This window comes from Streptomyces sp. NPDC007901 (genome assembly GCF_042959465.1).
GTDB lineage: Bacteria > Actinomycetota > Actinomycetes > Streptomycetales > Streptomycetaceae > Streptomyces.
Genome location: NZ_JBIBKW010000006.1, coordinates 529,941 through 547,660, shown reverse-complemented (window position 1 = coordinate 547,660; position 17,720 = coordinate 529,941). Strand labels below are relative to the sequence as shown.

Here is a 17,720-nt window from a genome sequence, read left to right as displayed (position 1 = left end):
CCTCCACCCCCCGCGGCCCCCACCCCCCCCCACCACAAAAGCGGGCGGGGGGCCCGGGGGGGGGGGGCGGGGGCGCCCGGGGGGGGGGGGGGGCGGGGGGGGGGCCCCCCCCCCCGGCCGCCCTGTGGCGGAGTGGATTCCCGGTATCCTACGCGGAGATCTCCTTGCGGATGAGCGGCAACCCCTCGCGCAGGGCCTCGCGCCAGTCCCGCAGCGGTTCCAGGCCGACTTCGGACCACCGGTCGTGGCCGAGGGCGCTGTACGCGGGGCGGGGTGCCGGGCGGACGAACGCCTCGCTGGTGGTGGGGCGCACCCGCGCCGGGTCGGCGCCGAGCAGGCGGAAGACCTCGCGGGCCAGCTCGCACCAGGTGGCCGCGCCGGAGTTGGTGCCGTGGAAGACGCCGTGCGCGCGCTCGTCCCGGCCGAGGCGGGGACCGAGGTCGGCGATCCGGGCGGCCAGGTCGGCGCTCCAGGTGGGCTGTCCGCGCTGGTCGTCGACGACGTCGAGGGTGTCCCGGCGGGACTCCAGCTCGATCATCGTGCGCACGAAGTTCCTGCCGTGCGTGCCGTACAGCCAGGCCGTGCGGACGACCGCGCTCGCGCCCGGGAGTTCCGCCAGGACCGCCCGCTCGCCCGCGAGCTTGGTCCGCCCGTAGGCGGTGCGCGGGGCGGTGGGGTGGTCCTCGGGGTAGGGGCTGGTGCGGGCCTCGCCGTCGAAGACGTAGTCCGTGGAGACGTGGACGAGACGGGCGCCGTGCCGGGCCGCGGCGCGGGCCAGCAGGCGCGGGCCCTCGCCGTTGATCAGCAGGGCCCGCTCCTCGTCGGTCTCCGCGTCGTCGACCGCCGTGTACGCGGCGCAGTTGACCACCAGGTCGGGCGTGTGCCCGGCGAGCGCCGACTGAGCCGAGTCGGCGTCGGCGATGTCGAGGTCGGCGCGGCCGAGGGCCACGACCTCCTCACCCCGGCGGGTGAGTTCCTCGACCACGTCGTGGCCGAGCATCCCGCCCGCTCCGGCGACGAGCCACTTCATCAGTGCTTCCCCTGCTCCTTGCGCGACTCCAGGGCGGCGCGCTCCTTGAGCGGCTCCCACCAGGCGCGGTTGTCGCGGTACCAGGCGACGGTGTCGGCGAGGCCGGAGGTGAAGTCGTGCTTGGGGGTGTAGCCCAGCTCGTCGTGGATCTTGCTCCAGTCGACGGAGTAGCGCTGGTCGTGGCCCTTGCGGTCGGCGACCCGGTCCACGCGCTCCCAGCCGGCGCCGCAGGCTTCCAGGAGCAGCCCGGTGAGCTCCTTGTTGCTGAGCTCGGTGCCGCCGCCGATGTTGTAGACCTCGCCGGCCCGGCCGCCGGTGCGGACCAGGTCGATGCCCTGGCAGTGGTCCTCGACGTGCAGCCAGTCGCGGACGTTGCTGCCGTCGCCGTAGAGCGGGACGTTCTTGCCGTCGAGGAGGTTGCTCACGAAGAGCGGGATGACCTTCTCGGGGAACTGGTGCGGCCCGTAGTTGTTGGAGCAGCGGGTGACGCGGACGTCCAGGCCGTGGGTGCGGTGGAAGGCCAGCGCCAGCAGGTCCGAGGAGGCCTTGGAGGCGGAGTACGGCGAGTTCGGCTGGAGCGGGTGGCTCTCGGGCCAGGAGCCGGTCTCGATGGAGCCGTAGACCTCGTCGGTGGAAACGTGCACGAACGGGCCGACGCCGTGGCGCAGCGCCGCGTCCAGGAGGGTCTGGGTGCCGACCACGTTCGTACGGACGAACGCGCCCGCGCCGTCGATGGAGCGGTCGACGTGCGACTCGGCGGCGAAGTGCACGACCTGGTCGGCCTCGGCCATGAGCTTGTCGACCAGCTCGGCGTCGCAGATGTCGCCCTGGACGAAGGTCAGGCGGGGATGCGACTCGGGCAGGTTCGTCAGGGTGCCCGCGTAGGTGAGCTTGTCCAGCACGGTGATGTGCGGCGCGTCGGGGCCGTCGGCGGCGAGCAGACCGCGGACGTACGTGGAGCCGATGAAGCCGGCCGCGCCGGTGACGAGGAGATTCATGAACGGATCTGCACCTTGCTGTGGTCTCCGAGAACGAGGCGGTGGGCGCTGGGGGTGCCGGCCGCGGGGGTCACCTCGACGTGCCGGCCGATCAGCGAGGACTCGATCCTGCCCACCCCGTCGATGGAGGAGTCCCGCAGCACTATGGAGAACTCCAGCTCACTGTCCGTGATCCGGCAGTTCTCGGCGACCGACGTGAAGGGGCCCACGTACGAGTCGGCGACGACGGTGTCGGCGCCGATCACGACCGGCCCGACGATCCGGGAGTTGGTGACGGTCGCGCCCGCCTCGACGACCACCCGGCCGACGATCTGGCTGGCCTCGTCGACCTCACCGTCGATCCGCGGCTCCTGGCTCTCCAGGACGGTCCGGTTGACCTCCAGCATGTCGACGACGTTGCCGGTGTCCTTCCAGTAGCCCTTGATCACCGTGGAGCGCACGTCGGCGCGCTGGTCGATGAGGTGCTGGATGGCGTGGGTGATCTCCAGCTCGCCGCGCCAGGACGGCTTGATGGCGCGCACCGCGTCGTGGATGGCGGGCGTGAAGAGGTAGACGCCGACCAGGGCGAGGTCGCTCTTGGGCTCCTGCGGCTTCTCCTCCAGGCCGATCACCTGGCCGTCGGCGTCCAGCTCGGCGACGCCGAAGGCGCGCGGGTTGGGCACGTGGGTGAGGAGGATCTGAGCGTCCGGGCGGGTCTCGCGGAACTCGTCGACCAGTCCGCTGATGCCGCCGACGATGAAGTTGTCGCCCAGGTACATGACGAAGTCGTCGTCCCCGAGGAACTCGCGCGCGATCAGCACCGCGTGGGCGAGGCCCAGCGGGTGTTCCTGCGGGATGTAGGTGACGTCCAGGCCGAACTTCGACCCGTCGCCGACCGCCTCCTCGATCTCGGCGGCGGTGTCGCCGACGATCATCCCGACCTCGGTGACGCCCGCGGCGGCAAGGGATTCGAGCCCGTAGAACAGGACGGGTTTGTTCGCCACCGGTACGAGCTGTTTCGCCGATGTGTGGGTGATCGGCCGCAGCCGGGTTCCGGCACCGCCGGAGAGCACCAAAGCCTTCATTCGCTACACCTTATAGGTGAACATCTGATTGAGACGTTCTTCTGTTTTCCTGATTGGTTACGACAGTATGACCTTGGTGCGGATGCCATGTGGCCACGAGGTGCCCCGAACAGGCATCCCGCCCGTTTTGTACGTTTATTTCAGCGCACGGTAAGAATCCGGTCAGGAGTTCTCCGGCTCGGCCGCCGCGCGCTCCACCTCCGCCTCCACCTCGGGCCGCGGCCTGCCCTCGTCACGGGCGAACTCGCTCACCGCGGTCAGTTCGTCGCGGGCCAGGTCGCGCCAGGCGCGCAGGGCGGTCTCGTAGGTCTCCGACTGGGCGCCGCCCGACTGCTGCAGGGCAGGCGGTCCGTAGGCGTCGCGCAGTTCCAGCACCTTGTCGTGGGCCGCGTCGGCCGCGCGGTGCTTCGCCACCAGTTCTTGGAAGGTGTGTGCCACGACAAGACCCTAAGAAGGACCGGCCCGTGCCGCCTCCCGAGACGGCCGGATCAGTCCGCGTCGGCGTCCAGGACGAGGTCCGCCCACACCTGCTTGCCGCCGCTCGCCGGGACCGTCCCCCAGGCGACCGACATGGCCTCGACCAGGAGGATGCCGCGCCCGCCGGTGGCCTCCCAGCCGATGTTGGGAGGTTTCACCGGACTGCGCGGCGAGGCGTCGGCGACGGCGATCCGCAGCCGGTGGTCGAGCAGGGTCAGGTCGAGCCGGACCGGCCCGTCGGTGTGGATGAGGGCGTTGGTGACGAGTTCGGAGACCACGAGGAGGGCCGTGTCCATGGTGTCGTCGGTGATCCCCCAGGAGCGCAGGGTGCGCTTGCTGAAGCGGCGGGCGTGCCGGGCGGCCTCCGGGACCCGCCACACCGTCCAGCTCTCCCGCAGCGGGCGGACGGCCATGCCGTCGTAGCGCAACAGCAGCAGGGCGACGTCGTCGGCGCGGTGGGCGTTGTCGAGCAGGGCGTCGGCGACCAGCCCGAGGTCGGCGGGGTCGGCGGCGCCGAGGTCGTGGGCGAAGCGTGCCATGCCGTCGTCGATGTCGGCGTCGGGGGATTCGACCAGGCCGTCGGTGGTGAGCGCGAGCACGGTGCCGGGCTGCAGGCCGATCTGGGTCATGGGGAAGTCGGCCTGGCCGAGCACGCCGAGCGGGGGGCCGCCCTCGGTCTCGGTGATCTCCGTGCCGCCGTCCGGGTGACGCAGGACGGGCGGCAGATGTCCGGCGCGTACACACCAGGCGGTGCCTTCCTCCATGTCGACGTCGACGTAGCAGCAGGTGGCGAAGAGGTCGCTCTCCATGTCCATGAGGAGCCGGTTGGCATGCGAGACGACCACGTCGGGGGTGTGCCCCTCGGCCGCGTAGGCGCGCAGCGCGGTGCGCATCTGCCCCATCAGGGTGGCGGCGGCCGCGCTGTGGCCCTGGACGTCGCCGATGACGAGGGCGACGTGGTTGTCGGCCAGCGGGATCACGTCGTACCAGTCGCCGCCGACCTCCAGGCCCACAGTGGTGGGCAGATAGCGGGCGACGGCCTCGCCACCGGGCAGCCGGGGCAGCCGGCGGGGCAGCAGGGCGCGCTGGAGCATGCCGACCAGTTCGTGCTCGGCGTCGAAGGCGTGGGCGCGCATCAGGGCCTCGCCGGCCAGGCCGGCGGCGGCGGTGAGCAGGGCGCGTTCGTCGGAGCCGAAGTCGTGCGGGCTGTCCCAGCCGATCAGGCAGGCCCCGGCCATCCGGCCGCCTGCGGGCAGCGGGAGGATGGCGAGGCCGCCGGGGCCGACCTCGGCGAGGGCGGGTTCCAGGGTGGCCGCGGCGGGCCAGATCTGCGCCCGCCCCTCGCGCAGGGCGGCGGCGAGGGTGGGCATGGTGCGCACGGGTGCGTCGGGCCACTCGGTGCGCCACTCGCTGCGCCACAGGTCGGGCCACGACTCGGCGTCGGGCGGGTCGAGGACGGTGACGACCAGACGCTCGTTCTCCAGTTCGGCCAGGGCGATCCGGTCGGCCTTGAGCGGGCCGCGCAGGGCGGTGACGACGGCCTGGCTGACGTCCTTGACCGTGAGGGCGGTGGCCAGGGCGGCGGCGAGCCGCTGCACCCGGACCACGTCGCTGACGTCGGAGCGGAGCGTGGAGGCGTCCGCGACGGTGCCGGCAAGGCGGGCCGGGCGGCCCTCGCCACCGGGCACCAGCCGGCCGCGCAGCCGCAGCCACTTGGGCGGACCGGACGGCTGCAGGACCCGGAACTCCAGCTCCCGGTCGCCGATGGACATGTGGTCGGCCTCGACGACGGACATCAGGGCGGGCAGGTCGTCCGGCACGGTACGGCCGAGCAGCGTCTCGACCTTGCCGTCGAACTCGTCCCGGTCCATGTCGAAGAGGCCGAGGAGGCCGTCGCCGACCTCGATCCGGCCGGTGTCCATGGCGAGGCTGAACGCGTGGGCGGGCAGTTCCCCGGCCTCGACGGCGGGCGGCGGGGCGGGCAGGGCGATGGCGTCGGCGACCAGGGCGAGGCAGGCCCGGTCCTCGGGTCCGAACCCGTCGTCCCGCTCACTGGCCACGACCAGCAGTCCGGCGGCGCCGCGCACCGGCAGCACGCCCAGCCAGAACTCCTGGGCCGGGGTCCGCCGCGCGTCCGGGCAGTCGGCCAGTTCGTCGGGGCTCAGCCAGACGGGCCGTCCGGTGGCGTGGGCCTCGGCCGTCGGGGACTGCCCCGCGGACGGATAGGCGTCCCGCAGCCCGTACAGAGTGCGGGGCAGGCCGGCCGACTCGGCGAGGCGCAGCACGGTCCCGTCGTCGCCCGGCGAGTACACCCCGGCGAAGGCCGCGCCGGCGAAGACCAGCGCCTGTTCGAGGACGCGGCGGAGTCGATCGGGTGCGCCGGGATCGCCCGTGAGCGTTTCGAGGGCGATTTCGGCGCGATCCGTTCTCGTTCCGCGTACCGCAGCGCCCTCACTGACCACGCCGCCATTACAGCGCTTATGAGGCGTCTGCGCAGCCCCTGTGACCATTCCGTGGAGGTGGCAGGGCCGCCGCGCTCGAAAGGCACCGAACATGACTTGACCCGTGCGTTCCGCACGGCGAGCTCGTGACAGAGATGACTGTCCGCGACCGTTCGGCGGCTGCGAGTGTCGGGGCGGGCCACGGAGGGGGAGGCGGATGGACAGGCGCTACGAGGTGTACGCGCTCGCCGACGGGCACTTCTACGACACGCCCGACCGGCTCGGGGCGGCCGGGCCGCGGTCGGAGCCGCTGTTCGCGGCGGCACGGCGCGCGACGCCGGAGGGCTGGCACGCGGCACGGTCCGGCGACTGGCTGACGATGACACCGCTCGGCGCGGACGGCGCGCCGCTGCCGCCAGCCGTCCTTCGGCTCTTCGGCTCTTCGGTTCAAGGTGTTGAACGCGTGCCCCGTTGTTGGCGCCTGCCACCGCTCATGGGCACGAAGTTCCGGCCATCAGGGTGCGCGGGGGCGCACGCCCGGCGCCCGGATGCCGCCGCGCGCTTCGACTCCGGGGGCATGTGCCGGTGCGAACGGGGTAGGCGGCGCGCCGCCCGGTGGGCGGGCCGGTACCGCTCTCGCCGTGCGCCGGTCGCCGCCACGAGGGAGCCTTGATCCCGAGGACGCGACGCGCGGCCGGACGAGGAGGTGGTCGGGCGTGTCCGAAGGGATGGGGGCGCCTCCGGCCCCGGTGCGGGCGGACGTACGGGCGCAGGCGGCCGACGCCTCCCGGGCCGGCCGGCCGCTGTTGTCGCTGGCGCTGGCCTCGATGATGGAGGAGGTCCAGGCCCACTCCGGTGCGGTCTATCTGATGGCGGCCGACCAGCCGGTCCTGGAGATGGCGGTGGCCGCGGGGCTGCCCCGGGTCTTCGCGGCGCCCTGGGAGCGGGTCGGCCTGAGCGCGCCGATCCCAGTGGCGGAGGCGGTGCGCGAGCGGCGTCTGGTGTGGGTGGGCGGCGAGGAGGACATGGCGCGCCGGTACCCGCGGATCGCGGTGGTGCTGCCGTATCCGTTCGCACTGGCCGCGCTGCCCGTGGCGACGGCCGAGACGGTGTTCGGGGCGGTGTACGTGACCTGGCCCGGCGCCCATCCGACGGTGCTGTCCGACCGGGAGCGCGAGGTGCTGACGGCGGGGTGCGACCGGCTGGCGGTGCGGCTGGAGCGGGCCGCCCGGGAGAACCGGGCGCTGTGCGCCGAGCCGGAGCCGCCGGAGCCGTCGCCGTCGGCCACGGGCCCGTCGGCCATGGTGGAGGCGGCGCGGATGGTGGGCCGGCTGCCGTACGGGCTGGCCTCGCTCGATGTGCACGGGCGGGTCGTCTTCGCCAACGGGGCGGCCGCCGAGCTGCTCGGCGTCCGGGTCGACGATCTGCTCGGCACCCAGCCGTGGGTGTCGGTGCCGTGGCTGAACGACCCGATGTACGAGGACCGCTACCGGGCGGCGCTGATCAGCCAGCATGTGACGTCGTTCGTGGCGCTGAAGCCGCCGGGCGACTGGCTGTCGTTCCGGATGTATCCGAGCACGAGCGGGCTGACCACCCGGATCAGCCGGGCGCGGGATGTCGCCGAGATGGTGGGCGCGCTGCCGCGTTCCGAGGCGGCGGCCTCCCCCAGGCTGGTCACCATCTCGCAGGTGCTGAGCCTGGCCGGGGCGCTGACGGAGGCGGTCGGGGTGCAGGACGTGGTGCAGCTGGTGGCGGACGAGGTGGTGCCGGCCGTCGGCAGCCAGGCCTTGGTGGTCCTCGGGTCGCGGGGTGGCCGGCTGCACGTGCTGGGGCACCGGGGGTACGAGGATCCGCGGACCGTGGAGCGGTTCGACGGCGTTCCGCTGGCCGAACGGACGCCCGGCACCCATGTCCTGAACACCGGTGTGCCCGCGTTCTTCGAGTCACGGCAGCAGCTGGAGCGTCTGTACCCGAACCGGCGGGAGACTCCGGACGGGTTCGCCGCCTGGGCGTACCTGCCCCTGATCGCGTCGGGCCGGCCCGTGGGGACCTGTGTCCTCGCCTATGCCGAGCCGCACGCCTTTCCCGCCGACGAGCGCGCCGTGCTCACCAGTCTCGGCGGGCTCATCGCGCAGGCGCTGGAGCGGGCCCTGCTCTACGACGCGAAGAACCAGCTGGCGCACGGTCTCCAGGCGGCCCTGCTGCCGCACTCGCTGGCCCCGCCGGCCGGTATCGAGGCCGCCGCGCGCTATCTGCCGGCCATGCACGGCATGGAGATCGGCGGCGACTTCTACGACCTGGTGCCGACCCGCCCGCTGGCGGCGGCGGTGATCGGGGACGTCCAGGGGCACAACGTGACGGCGGCCGGGCTGATGGGCCAGATCCGGACCGGTGTACGGGCCTTCACGACGGTCGGGCAGACGCCGGAGGAGGTGATGCGCAGCACCAACCGGCTGCTGATCGACTTCGGCGCGGACCTGTTCGCGAGCTGTCTGTATCTGCGGCTGGACCCGGCGCGGGGCCGGGCGGTGATGGCGCGGGCGGGGCATCCGCCGCCGCTGCTGAGGCGTCCGGACGGGCGGGTCCGGGTGCTCGACCTTGCCGGGGGCCCGCTGCTGGGCATCGACGCGGAGGCGACCTACCCGACGACCGAGGTCGCCCTCGCTCCGGGCTCGGTGCTCGCCCTGTACACCGACGGACTGGTGGAGTCCCCCGGGGTGGACATCGAGGACGCCCTGGTCGACCTCGGCGAACTCCTCGCGGAGAACGGCGACCAGCCGCTGGACAAGCTGGCCGACACGCTCGTGCGACACAGTGCGGCGGCGCAGGAGCGTGTCGACGACGTGGCCGTGCTCTTGCTCAGAGCACGGGACGACGGCTGAGGCCGCCGATCGGACGCCGTCCGGCCCTCCCGCCGGAGGGCCGGACCGTCCGCTGTTCGACCGGAACCGCTGGTTGGGCCGATCAGCGGTTCTTGGATCAGTGCGAGGACTCGTTGCTGTTGTCGCTCACGCCGGTCCCGGACTGGTCTCCCGTGCCGGTCTGGTCGCCGGTGCCGGTCGCCTCACCGGTGCCCGTGTCGTCACCGGTGCCGGTGGCGCTCTGGTCGCCGGCCGCGTCCGAGGGGTCCGCGGCCGTGGCGGACGGGTCGGCGGCGCCGCCGATCTGGTCGCCGCCGGCCTGGTCGCCGCCCGCGGGGTCGGTGGCCGTGGCGGACGGGTCGGCGGTGGCACCGGCGTCACCGGCGCCCGCGCCCGCGTCGCCGAGAGTGGCGCCGGTCGCCTGCAGGGCGGTGGTCACCGGCTGGAAGAAGGTCTCGCCGCCGGAGGTGCAGTCGCCGCTGCCGCCCGAGGTGAGACCGACCGCGCCGCCGTCCTGGGTGAACAGCGAGCCGCCGCTGTCGCCGGCCTCGGCGCAGACGTTGGTCTGGATGAGACCGGTGACGGTGTCGACGCCGTTCGGGTCGGTCTCGCTCTGGAAGTTCACGGTGGCGTCGAGGCCGGTGACCTGGCCGTCGTGCAGACCGGTGGTGGAGCCCATCCGGAACACCGTCGTGCCGACGGTCGCTTCCTCGGCCTGGTTGATGGCGACGGTCTGGCCGTTGCCGATGTTGACCTCGCTCGGCGCCTGGGTGGTGGCGTCGTTGTACTTGACGAGCGAGAAGTCGCCGTCGCCGGGGAACTGGGCCTGGTCGACGGTGGCGATGGGCTGGCCGCCCTCGGTGTCGGACCAGTCCTTGGCCGCGACCCCGCAGTGACCGGCCGTCAGGAAGGCGGGGCTGCCGTCCGAGGCGGTGACGTTGAAGCCGAGGGAGCAGCGGACCTCGCCGTCGGCCACCTGGGAGAAGATCGCGTCGCCGCCGGAGACGAAGGTCTTGAAGGTGCCCGAGGACTTCTTCAGGGTGGCCATGTTCGAGCCGAGGCTCTGGACCGTCGACTCCAGCGTGTCCCAGTTGGAGCCGGTGACGGTGCTGTCGGCGGTGACCACGACCTTGTTGGTCTTCGGGTCGACGGCCCAGGCGGTGCCGGGGATGGTCGCCTTGGTCTTGAGGGTGGCGGCGGCCGCCTCCAGCGCGGAGGTGCTGTTCGCCACCTGGCGGACGACCGCGCCGGCCTTCTCGGCCTGGACGATCACGTTGTTGTCGCCGTTGATGACGTTGACGACGAGCTGCTGCTTGCCGCTGTCGTAGTAGGACCCGGCGAAGGCCTGGCCGAGCAGGTCCTGGAGCTGTGCGGCAAGATCCGAGGCGCCCGAGGCCTTGAGGGTCTTGGGAGCGGCCGCGGAGGCGTCGTTGTTGCCGTCCTGGGACGCGTTGGCGTTCGGCAGCAGAATGGCCGCAGCTCCGAGCGCCACGACACCGCCCACCGCTATGGCGGCCTTGCGCTTCGGAATTCGCTTGTGACTCAAACTTCTCGACCTCCAAGGGACGGAGTGTCTGCCGTAGTAGGGCAGTTGTTCGTGAGCGGCGCCTGGATGCACGTAGGTACGGGCGGGTCACTTGGTGCGTTCAATTCCGGTTCTTGACTTCCTCTCACCGACGGGAAATCGGCCACGGCGCGCGGGGCCCGGGGCCGTTGCGCGTGGCGTGGCGCGGGGCCGGGAACAATCCCCCATATGACGATGACCACCGCCGAAGCCGACAAGATCCTCTCCGCCAACTTCGCCCCCTGGGTGCTCGATCTCGGGCTGTCCGTGGCGGCGCTGGGCAAGGACCGGGCCGTCCTGCGTCTGCCCTGGTCGGAGCGGCTGTCCCGGGAGGGCGGCGGGCTGTCGGGGCAGGCGTTGATGGCGGCGGCGGACACGGCGACGGTGATCGCGGTCTCGGCGGCGCGGGGCGGCTTCGTACCGATGACGACGGTCCAGCAGTCGACGTCGTTCCAGCGCGCGGTGAGCGGTTCGGATGTCCTGATCGAAGCGGTGCTGACGAAAGTGGGCCGGCGGATGGCTTTCGCCGACATCACCATGAGCGACGAGCGGTCGGGGGCGCTCGCGGCCCGGGCGAGCACGGTCTACGCCTTGCTGGGCTGACGCAGCCGACACGGTCAGCAATCGGTCATTGACGGTCCGTTGCGATCACGGACCGGAATCCTTGCTTCAGGGAATCTGCACATCCACTACCCAACCAAGTCACCGGAAGCAGCGGATCTGCACAACCGCACGCCCCCTGCCGCGCCTTTGGCGCGGAGTGCCGGATTCGCCACCGGGAGGGCAACCCTCGCCGCTGCGGCGAAGTGGTGCGGCTTGTGAAGGAGTCGCCGACAAGGCGTGCGCACGCCTGCACGGATGAACCCTTCTGAGGCTCAAGTGCCCAGGTGAGACGCCTGGTTGATTGGATACGCGGACTGCGGGCGTGCTTTGATCCATCGCACCGCAGGGACCGCCAAGGATTCCCGGAAACGGGCGCACGGCGCCCGCGGTTGCGGCCATCCGCTCGTCCCCACAGGGCCGTTGTTTCGTCCCGAAGGGCCGTATGGGGGGCCGTTCTCCCCCTTGTGAATATCCATATGAAGGGAAGTTCCATCATGAACTCCACCCCCCAGGTTGAGACCGTCGAGATCTCCGACGCCGAGCTCGACAACGTCTCCGGCGGCCTGTCCCTGAACGCCGTCGGCACCGTCACCGGCCTGGTGGACAGCGTTGCCCCGGTTTCCGGCCTGGTCAACACGGTCGTCGGCACGGTCGAGGGTGTCACCGGCCTGAACACCCAGCCGGTCACCAACCTGGTCGCCGGTCTCTGATCGCACCTCGTTGCCGCTGAGTCCCGGAGCCGGATCCCGGCCCCGGGGCTCTCGGGCGTTCGGAAACATCCGCGCGTTCTGAAACACCCGTGTCTCTCCCCTAGGTGAGGGAAGTTCCGTGCAGTTCCGCCAACAGGCCCTCGCCAAGCTCCAGTCGCCGGAGGAGCTCGATCTCCCCGTGCGGTTCGCCCGTCCGCAGGGCTGGCTCGCGCTGTCCGTCTCGGTCGTCGTGATGGCGGCCGCCTCGGTGTGGGCGGTGACCGGTTCGGTCGCCTCCACGGTGACCGCCGAGGCCATCCTCACCCACGGGCAGGGCAGTTACATCCTGCAGAGCCCGGTCGCCGGGCAGGTCACGGCCGTCCTCGCCGAGCAGGGCGAACGGCTCCCGGCGAACTCCCCCGTCCTGAAGGTCCGCACCAGCGAGGGCGACTCGGTCGTCCGCACGGTAGCCGCGGGCCGGATCAGCGCGCTCGCCGCGACCATCGGGCAGATCATCCAGACCGGCGCGAACGTCGCCGCCGTGGAGAAGATCGCCCACACCTCGGACCCGCTGTACGCGACGGTCTACGTCCCCGCCGAGAACGCCTCCGCCATCCCGGCCGACGCCCGGGTCGACCTGACCGTGTCGTCGGTGTCGACCCAGGAGTACGGCGTGCTGCGCGGCCATGTGAAGTCGGTGGACCGCTCCGCCCAGTCGGCCCAGTCGATCGCCGCGTTCCTCGGCGACAGCCAGCTCGGCGACCAGTTCACCAAGAAGGGCCGCCCGGTGGCCGTCCTGGTCCGGCTGGACAGGTCGAAGAAGACGAAGAGCGGCTACAAGTGGTCCTCGGCCGACGGCCCGCCCTTCGCCCTCGACTCCATGACCCTGGCCTCGGGTTCGATCCGGCTGGCCGACCAGCGTCCCGTCGATTGGCTGCTCCCGTGACCACCGTCCAGGAAACCCGAGGCCGCCGGCGCGCCGCCCCGCCCAAGCGACCGGTCCCCAAGGGCCGCGGCGGCACGGTCCGCACGCCCAGCGTGCTCCAGATGGAGGCCGTCGAGTGCGGCGCCGCCTCCCTCTCCATGATCCTCGGCCACTACGGCCGCCATGTCCCGCTGGAGGAGCTGCGCATCGCCTGCGGTGTCTCCCGCGACGGCTCCCGTGCCAGCAACCTGCTGAAGGCGGCCCGCAGTTACGGCCTCACGGCCAAGGGCATGCAGATGGACCTGGCCGCCCTCGCCGACGTCCAGGCCCCGGCCATCCTGTTCTGGGAGTTCAACCACTACGTCGTCTACGACGGCATGGGCCGCCGCTTCGGCCGCCGGGGCGTCTACATCAACGACCCCGCCAAGGGCCGCCGGTTCGTGCCCATGGAGGAGTTCGACGGCAGCTTCACCGGGGTCGTGCTGGTCCTGGAACCGGGCGACGGCTTCGAGAAGGGCGGCCGCCGCCCCGGCGTGCTCGGCGCGATGCCGGCCCGGCTGCGCGGCACGGCGGGCACCATGCCGGCGGCGGTGCTGGCCAGCCTGCTGCTGGTGGTCGTGGGCGCGGCGGTGCCCGCGCTCAGCCGCCAGTACATCGACATGTTCCTCATCGGCGGCCAGACCTCGCTGCTCACCGTGCTGTTCGCCGCGATGGGTACCTGTGTGCTGCTCACCGTGGCCCTGACCTGGCTGCAGCAAGCGAACCTGCTGCACGGCCGGATCGTCTCCTCCACCCTCTCCAGCGCCCGCTTCCTGCGCCATCTGCTGCGGCTGCCGGTGACCTTCTTCTCCCAGCGCAGCCCGGCCGACCTGGTCCAGCGCCTCCAGTCCAACGACCAGGTCGCCGAGACCCTCGCCCGCGACCTCGCGGCGGCCGGCGTGGACGCGGTGGTCGTCGTGCTCTACGCCGTGCTCCTCTACACCTACGACGCGCAGCTCACCTTCCTCGGCATCGGCGTGGCCCTGCTGAACATCGTGGCGATGCGGTTCGTCGTACGGCTGCGCGCGACCCGGACCGCGAAGCTGCGCGCGGACACCGCCCGGCTCACCAACACCTCGTACACCGGCCTCCAGCTGATCGAGACGATGAAGGCGACCGGCGGCGAGGACGGCTACTTCCGCAGGTGGGCCGGTCAGCACGCGGCCACCCTGGAGGAGCAGCAGCGGCTCGGGGTGCCGAGCGCCTGGCTGGGCGTGGTCGCGCCGACGCTCGCGACCGTCAACAGCGCGCTGATCCTGTGGATCGGCGGTATGCGGGCCGTCGAGGGCGGGATCTCGGTCGGTCTGCTGGTGGCGTTCCAGTCCCTGGTGACCCGCTTCACCGCTCCCCTCACCCGGCTGAACGGGGTCGCGGGCCGCATCCAGGACTTCGCGGCCGACGTGGCCCGCCTCAAGGACGTGGAGAACTTCCAGGCCGACCCGATCTACGCCCGCCCCGGCGCGGGCGACTCCACCCGGCGGCTGCAGGGCCATGTCGAGCTGGAGAACATCTCCTTCGGCTACAGCCCACTGGACAAGCCCCTGCTCACCGGGTTCGACCTGACGGTGGGCCCGGGCCGGCAGGTGGCCCTGGTGGGCGGCTCGGGCAGCGGCAAGTCCACGGTCTCCCGGCTGATCTCGGGCCTGTACGCCCCCTGGGAGGGCGTGATCCGCATCGACGGACAGCGCCTGGAGGACATCCCGCGCGGCGCGCTCGCCGCCTCCGTCTCCTTCGTCGACCAGGACGTCTTCCTCTTCGAGGGCTCGGTGCGCGACAACGTGGCGCTGTGGGACCCGTCGATCCCGGACGAGGCCGTGGTGGAGGCGCTGCGGGACGCGGCCCTGTACGACGTGGTGACGCGCCGGCCCGGCGGCATCCACAGCAGGGTCGAGCAGGACGGCCGCAACTTCTCCGGCGGCCAGCGCCAACGCCTGGAGATCGCACGGGCGTTGGTGCGCCGCCCCAGCATCCTCGTCCTCGACGAGGTGACCAGCGCGCTGGACGCGGAGACCGAGCTGACGGTCATGGACAACCTGCGCCGGCGCGGCTGCGCCTGCGTGGTGATCGCGCACCGGCTGAGCACGGTCCGCGACAGCGACGAGATCGTCGTGCTCCAGCACGGGACGATCGTGGAACGCGGGCGGCACGACGAGTTGGTGGCACACGGCGGGGCTTACGCCGCGCTGGTCAGGGAGCGATGAGATGACGACCGTAGACGGAGGCGACCTCGTTCTCGGCGCGCTCGGCTCGCTGGGCTCCCGGATCGACTGCACCGGCTTCAACCGCCTCGACCTCGAAGGCCCGCAGACGCTGTGGCTGGTGGCGTCCGGTGCCCTGGACCTGTTCGCGGTGGACGCCGAACAGCAGGGCCACTGGCACCACCTGGGCCGGCTGGAGGCGGGCGCGCTGCTGCTCGGCCCGGTCGCCGGACCGCAACACACCCTGGTGGCCCGCCCGTTGCGGGACTGCGTCGTCCACCGCATCGGCCTGCGCGAGCTGTACCAGCCCGCCAGCACCCAGACCTGGTCCTACGACGAGTACGGCAACCCCCAGTACGTACCGCCGACCACGAGCCCCCTGGAGTACGCCCTCGCCCTCGGCGTCGGCCGTGGCCTCTCCATCCTCTTCCAGGCCCCGATGACCGCCAGCGAGCGGGCCGCGGCCCCCACCGACGACGACGTCTTCTGGATGCAGGTGCCGCCCGGCAGCGTGCAGTACGGCTCGCTGTACGGCGCGGAGGCGGCGGCCGACCTGCTGATGGACCCGGCCCTGTGGCAGAGCATGGTCGACCAGCAGTACCGGCTGCTGACCACCCTGGACCGCTGGATCGAGCAGCTGGAACGCACCCACGAGACGCGTACGGCGGCCGGTATCAAGGCCGGTGAGGCGGTCCGCGCCCAGGCCGACCGGACCCTCCTTGCCTCCATCGGCAAGGCGGCCAAACGCACCACGGCCGCCGACGCCGACGCCTCCTACGCGGCCTGCAGGCTGGTCGCCCAGGCGGCCGGCATCACCCTCGCCGAGCCCGCGCAGAGCGGCACGGGACCAGCCGGGAGTGACCGCATCGACCCGATCGAGCGGGTGGCGCTGGCCTCCCGGGTGCGGACCCGGGCCGTACGCCTGGACGGCAGCTGGTGGCGGGACAATGTCGGCCCGCTGGTCGGGCACCGCGCCCTGTCCGGGGCGCCGGTCGCGCTGCTGTGGCGGCGCGGCGGCTACGTGGCCGTCCATCCGGCGACCGGCCGGGAGACGCCGATCGAGAAGGCGAACGCGGAGGAGTTCGAGCCACGCGCGGTGATGTTCTACCGTCCGCTGCCGGACAAGGCGCTCAGCCCGCTGGGCCTGCTCCGCTTCAGCCTCCAGGGCACCCGCGGCGACCTCGGCAGTCTGATCCTCGCCGGTCTGGTGACCGTCGCGATCGGCTCGCTGGTGCCGATCGCCACCGGCAAGGTGCTGGGCGACTATGTGCCGAAGGCCCAGACGAACCTCATCGTGCAGGTCTGCCTCGCGGTGATGATCAGCGCCGTGGTGTCGGCCGCGTTCACGCTCCTGGAGAACCTGACCATCCTCCGCCTGGAGGGCCGTATCGAGGCGACGCTCCAACCCGCCGTCTGGGACCGGCTGTTGCGGCTGCCCACGAAGTTCTTCACCCAGCGCTCGACCGGTGAGCTGGCGAGCGCGGCGATGGGCATCAGCGCGATCCGCCGCCTGCTGGCGGGCGTCGGCCCGGTGGTCGCCCAGTCGGTGACCGTCGGCGCGATGAACCTGGGCCTGCTGTTCTGGTACAGCGTCCCGATGGCGCTGGCCGCGATGGGCATGCTCGTGGTCATCGGCGCGCTGTTCCTGGGGCTCGGGCTGTGGCAGGTGCGCTGGCAGCGCAAGCTCGTGGTGCTCGGCAACAAGCTGAACAACCAGGCCTTCCAGACCCTGCGGGGCCTGCCGAAGCTGCGGGTGGCGGCGGCCGAGAACTACGCGTACGCGGCCTGGGCGGGCGAGTTCGCGCGCAGCCGTGAGCTCCAGCAGAAGGTGGGCCGGATCAAGAACCTCACCACGGTGCTGGGCTCGGTCTACCTCCCGGTCTGCACCCTCCTGATGTTCATGCTGCTCGCGGGCCCGGCGAAGGGCGCCATGGACGCGGCGGCCTTCCTCACCTTCAACACCTCGGTGACGATGCTGCTCACCTCGGTCACCCAGCTCACCGGCTCCTTCGTGTCGGCGGTCGCCGCGCTGCCGCTCTTCGAGGAGATCCAGCCCGTCCTGGAGGCCGCCCCCGAGGTCCGCACCGCCAGCACCCGCCCCGGCCCGCTGTCCGGCGCCGTCGAGGCCCGCCGCCTCTCCTTCCGGTACGCCGACGACGGTCCCCTCGTCCTCGACGACGTCTCCTTCGACATCCGCCCGGGCGAGTTCGTGGCGATCGTCGGCCCCAGCGGCTGCGGCAAGTCGACCCTGCTGCGGCTGCTGATCGGCTTCGACAAGCCGGTCTCGGGGAGCGTCCTGTACGACGGCCAGGACCTGGGCGCGCTCGACCAGTCCGCCGTCCGCCGCCAGTGCGGTGTCGTGCTCCAGCACGCGCAGCCGTTCACCGGCTCGATCCTGGACGTCATCTGCGGCACCGAGCCGTACACCCCCGAGGAGGCGATGGCGGCGGCCGAGATGGCGGGCCTCGCCGAGGACATCAAGCGGATGCCGATGGGGCTGCACACGATCGTCGCCGGGAGCGGAGCGATCTCGGGCGGTCAGCGGCAGCGGCTGATGATCGCCCAGGCGCTGATCCGCCGCCCGCGCATCCTCTTCTTCGACGAGGCGACGAGCGCGCTCGACAACGACACCCAGCGCACGGTCATCGAGAGCACCCGCAAGCTGAACGCCACCCGGATCGTCATCGCCCACCGGCTGTCGACGGTCATGGACGCCGACCGGGTCATCGTGATGGAGGACGGCAAGGTCGCCCAGCAGGGCCCGCCGGCCCAGCTGCTCGCCGACACCGGCGGACGGCTGCACGAGCTGGTGCGGCGGCAGTTGGCGTGAC

12 protein-coding genes are annotated in these 17,720 nt (G+C 72.1%); 6 read left to right on the top strand and 6 right to left on the bottom strand.

What is annotated here, in order from left to right; all coding sequences use genetic code 11:
- Positions 1-148: 148 nt before the first annotated feature.
- The 5 genes from rfbD to ACFZDK_RS22875 form a co-directional block, all read right to left on the bottom strand.
- Complete coding sequence (gene rfbD / locus ACFZDK_RS22895; protein ID WP_390975010.1) at positions 149-1,030, bottom strand: dTDP-4-dehydrorhamnose reductase; 882 nt, start codon at positions 1,028-1,030, stop codon at positions 149-151.
- Positions 1,030-2,028, bottom strand: a complete 999-nt coding sequence (gene rfbB / locus ACFZDK_RS22890) for a dTDP-glucose 4,6-dehydratase (protein ID WP_390975008.1) — start codon at positions 2,026-2,028, stop codon at positions 1,030-1,032. Before rfbB ends, rfbD begins: the two co-directional genes overlap by 1 nt.
- On the bottom strand, positions 2,025-3,092 hold the full coding sequence (locus ACFZDK_RS22885; protein WP_390975006.1) for a glucose-1-phosphate thymidylyltransferase: 1,068 nt from the start codon (positions 3,090-3,092) through the stop codon (positions 2,025-2,027). Before ACFZDK_RS22885 ends, rfbB begins: the two co-directional genes overlap by 4 nt.
- A 162-nt stretch (positions 3,093-3,254) precedes the next feature.
- Complete coding sequence (locus tag ACFZDK_RS22880) at positions 3,255-3,530, bottom strand: hypothetical protein (protein ID WP_390975004.1); 276 nt, start codon at positions 3,528-3,530, stop codon at positions 3,255-3,257.
- A gap of 50 nt (positions 3,531-3,580) precedes the next feature.
- Positions 3,581-6,079, bottom strand: coding sequence for a SpoIIE family protein phosphatase (locus ACFZDK_RS22875; protein WP_390975002.1), 2,499 nt, complete (start codon positions 6,077-6,079; stop codon positions 3,581-3,583).
- A gap of 659 nt (positions 6,080-6,738) precedes the next feature.
- Between ACFZDK_RS22875 and ACFZDK_RS22870 the strand changes: the two genes are divergently transcribed.
- On the top strand, positions 6,739-8,892 hold the full coding sequence (locus ACFZDK_RS22870; RefSeq protein WP_390975063.1) for a SpoIIE family protein phosphatase: 2,154 nt from the start codon (positions 6,739-6,741) through the stop codon (positions 8,890-8,892).
- A 97-nt stretch (positions 8,893-8,989) separates the two neighbouring features.
- Here ACFZDK_RS22870 and ACFZDK_RS22865 read toward each other — a convergent pair whose 3' ends face one another.
- Positions 8,990-10,417: an alpha-lytic protease prodomain-containing protein gene (locus ACFZDK_RS22865; RefSeq protein ID WP_390975000.1), complete on the bottom strand. Its 1,428-nt coding sequence runs from the start codon at positions 10,415-10,417 to the stop codon at positions 8,990-8,992.
- 207 nt (positions 10,418-10,624) lie between these two features.
- Here ACFZDK_RS22865 and ACFZDK_RS22860 point away from each other — a divergent pair, with 207 nt between their 5' ends.
- From ACFZDK_RS22860 to ACFZDK_RS22840, 5 genes are all read left to right on the top strand, one after another.
- Entirely contained in the window at positions 10,625-11,038 is a 414-nt protein-coding gene (locus ACFZDK_RS22860) for a hotdog domain-containing protein (RefSeq protein ID WP_390974998.1), read from the top strand.
- Positions 11,039-11,532: 494 nt separating this feature from the next.
- Entirely contained in the window at positions 11,533-11,748 is a 216-nt protein-coding gene (locus ACFZDK_RS22855; RefSeq protein WP_293991413.1) for a type A2 lantipeptide, read from the top strand.
- 118 nt (positions 11,749-11,866) lie between these two features.
- Positions 11,867-12,673, top strand: a complete 807-nt coding sequence (locus ACFZDK_RS22850) for an HlyD family efflux transporter periplasmic adaptor subunit (RefSeq protein ID WP_390974996.1) — start codon at positions 11,867-11,869, stop codon at positions 12,671-12,673.
- Positions 12,670-14,892: an NHLP family bacteriocin export ABC transporter peptidase/permease/ATPase subunit gene (locus ACFZDK_RS22845; RefSeq protein WP_390974995.1), complete on the top strand. Its 2,223-nt coding sequence runs from the start codon at positions 12,670-12,672 to the stop codon at positions 14,890-14,892. The genes ACFZDK_RS22850 and ACFZDK_RS22845 overlap by 4 nt, the downstream gene beginning before the upstream one ends.
- A gap of 1 nt (position 14,893) precedes the next feature.
- Positions 14,894-17,719, top strand: coding sequence for an NHLP bacteriocin export ABC transporter permease/ATPase subunit (locus ACFZDK_RS22840; protein WP_390974993.1), 2,826 nt, complete (start codon positions 14,894-14,896; stop codon positions 17,717-17,719).
- Position 17,720: the final 1 nt, after the last annotated feature.

Bases quoted from the DNA above. Each gene is read 5' to 3' on its own strand.
- rfbD (WP_390975010.1), bottom strand. From the start codon at position 1,030: ATGAAGTGGCTCGTCGCCGGAGCGGGCGGGATGCTCGGCCACGACGTG.
- ACFZDK_RS22875 (WP_390975002.1), bottom strand. From the start codon at position 6,079: ATGGTCACAGGGGCTGCGCAGACGCCTCATAAGCGCTGTAATGGCGGC.
- rfbB (WP_390975008.1), bottom strand. From the start codon at position 2,028: ATGAATCTCCTCGTCACCGGCGCGGCCGGCTTCATCGGCTCCACGTAC.
- ACFZDK_RS22860 (WP_390974998.1), top strand. From the start codon at position 10,625: ATGACGATGACCACCGCCGAAGCCGACAAGATCCTCTCCGCCAACTTC.
- ACFZDK_RS22840 (WP_390974993.1), top strand. From the start codon at position 14,894: ATGACGACCGTAGACGGAGGCGACCTCGTTCTCGGCGCGCTCGGCTCG.
- ACFZDK_RS22870 (WP_390975063.1), top strand. From the start codon at position 6,739: ATGGGGGCGCCTCCGGCCCCGGTGCGGGCGGACGTACGGGCGCAGGCG.
- ACFZDK_RS22885 (WP_390975006.1), bottom strand. From the start codon at position 3,092: ATGAAGGCTTTGGTGCTCTCCGGCGGTGCCGGAACCCGGCTGCGGCCG.
- ACFZDK_RS22855 (WP_293991413.1), top strand. From the start codon at position 11,533: ATGAACTCCACCCCCCAGGTTGAGACCGTCGAGATCTCCGACGCCGAG.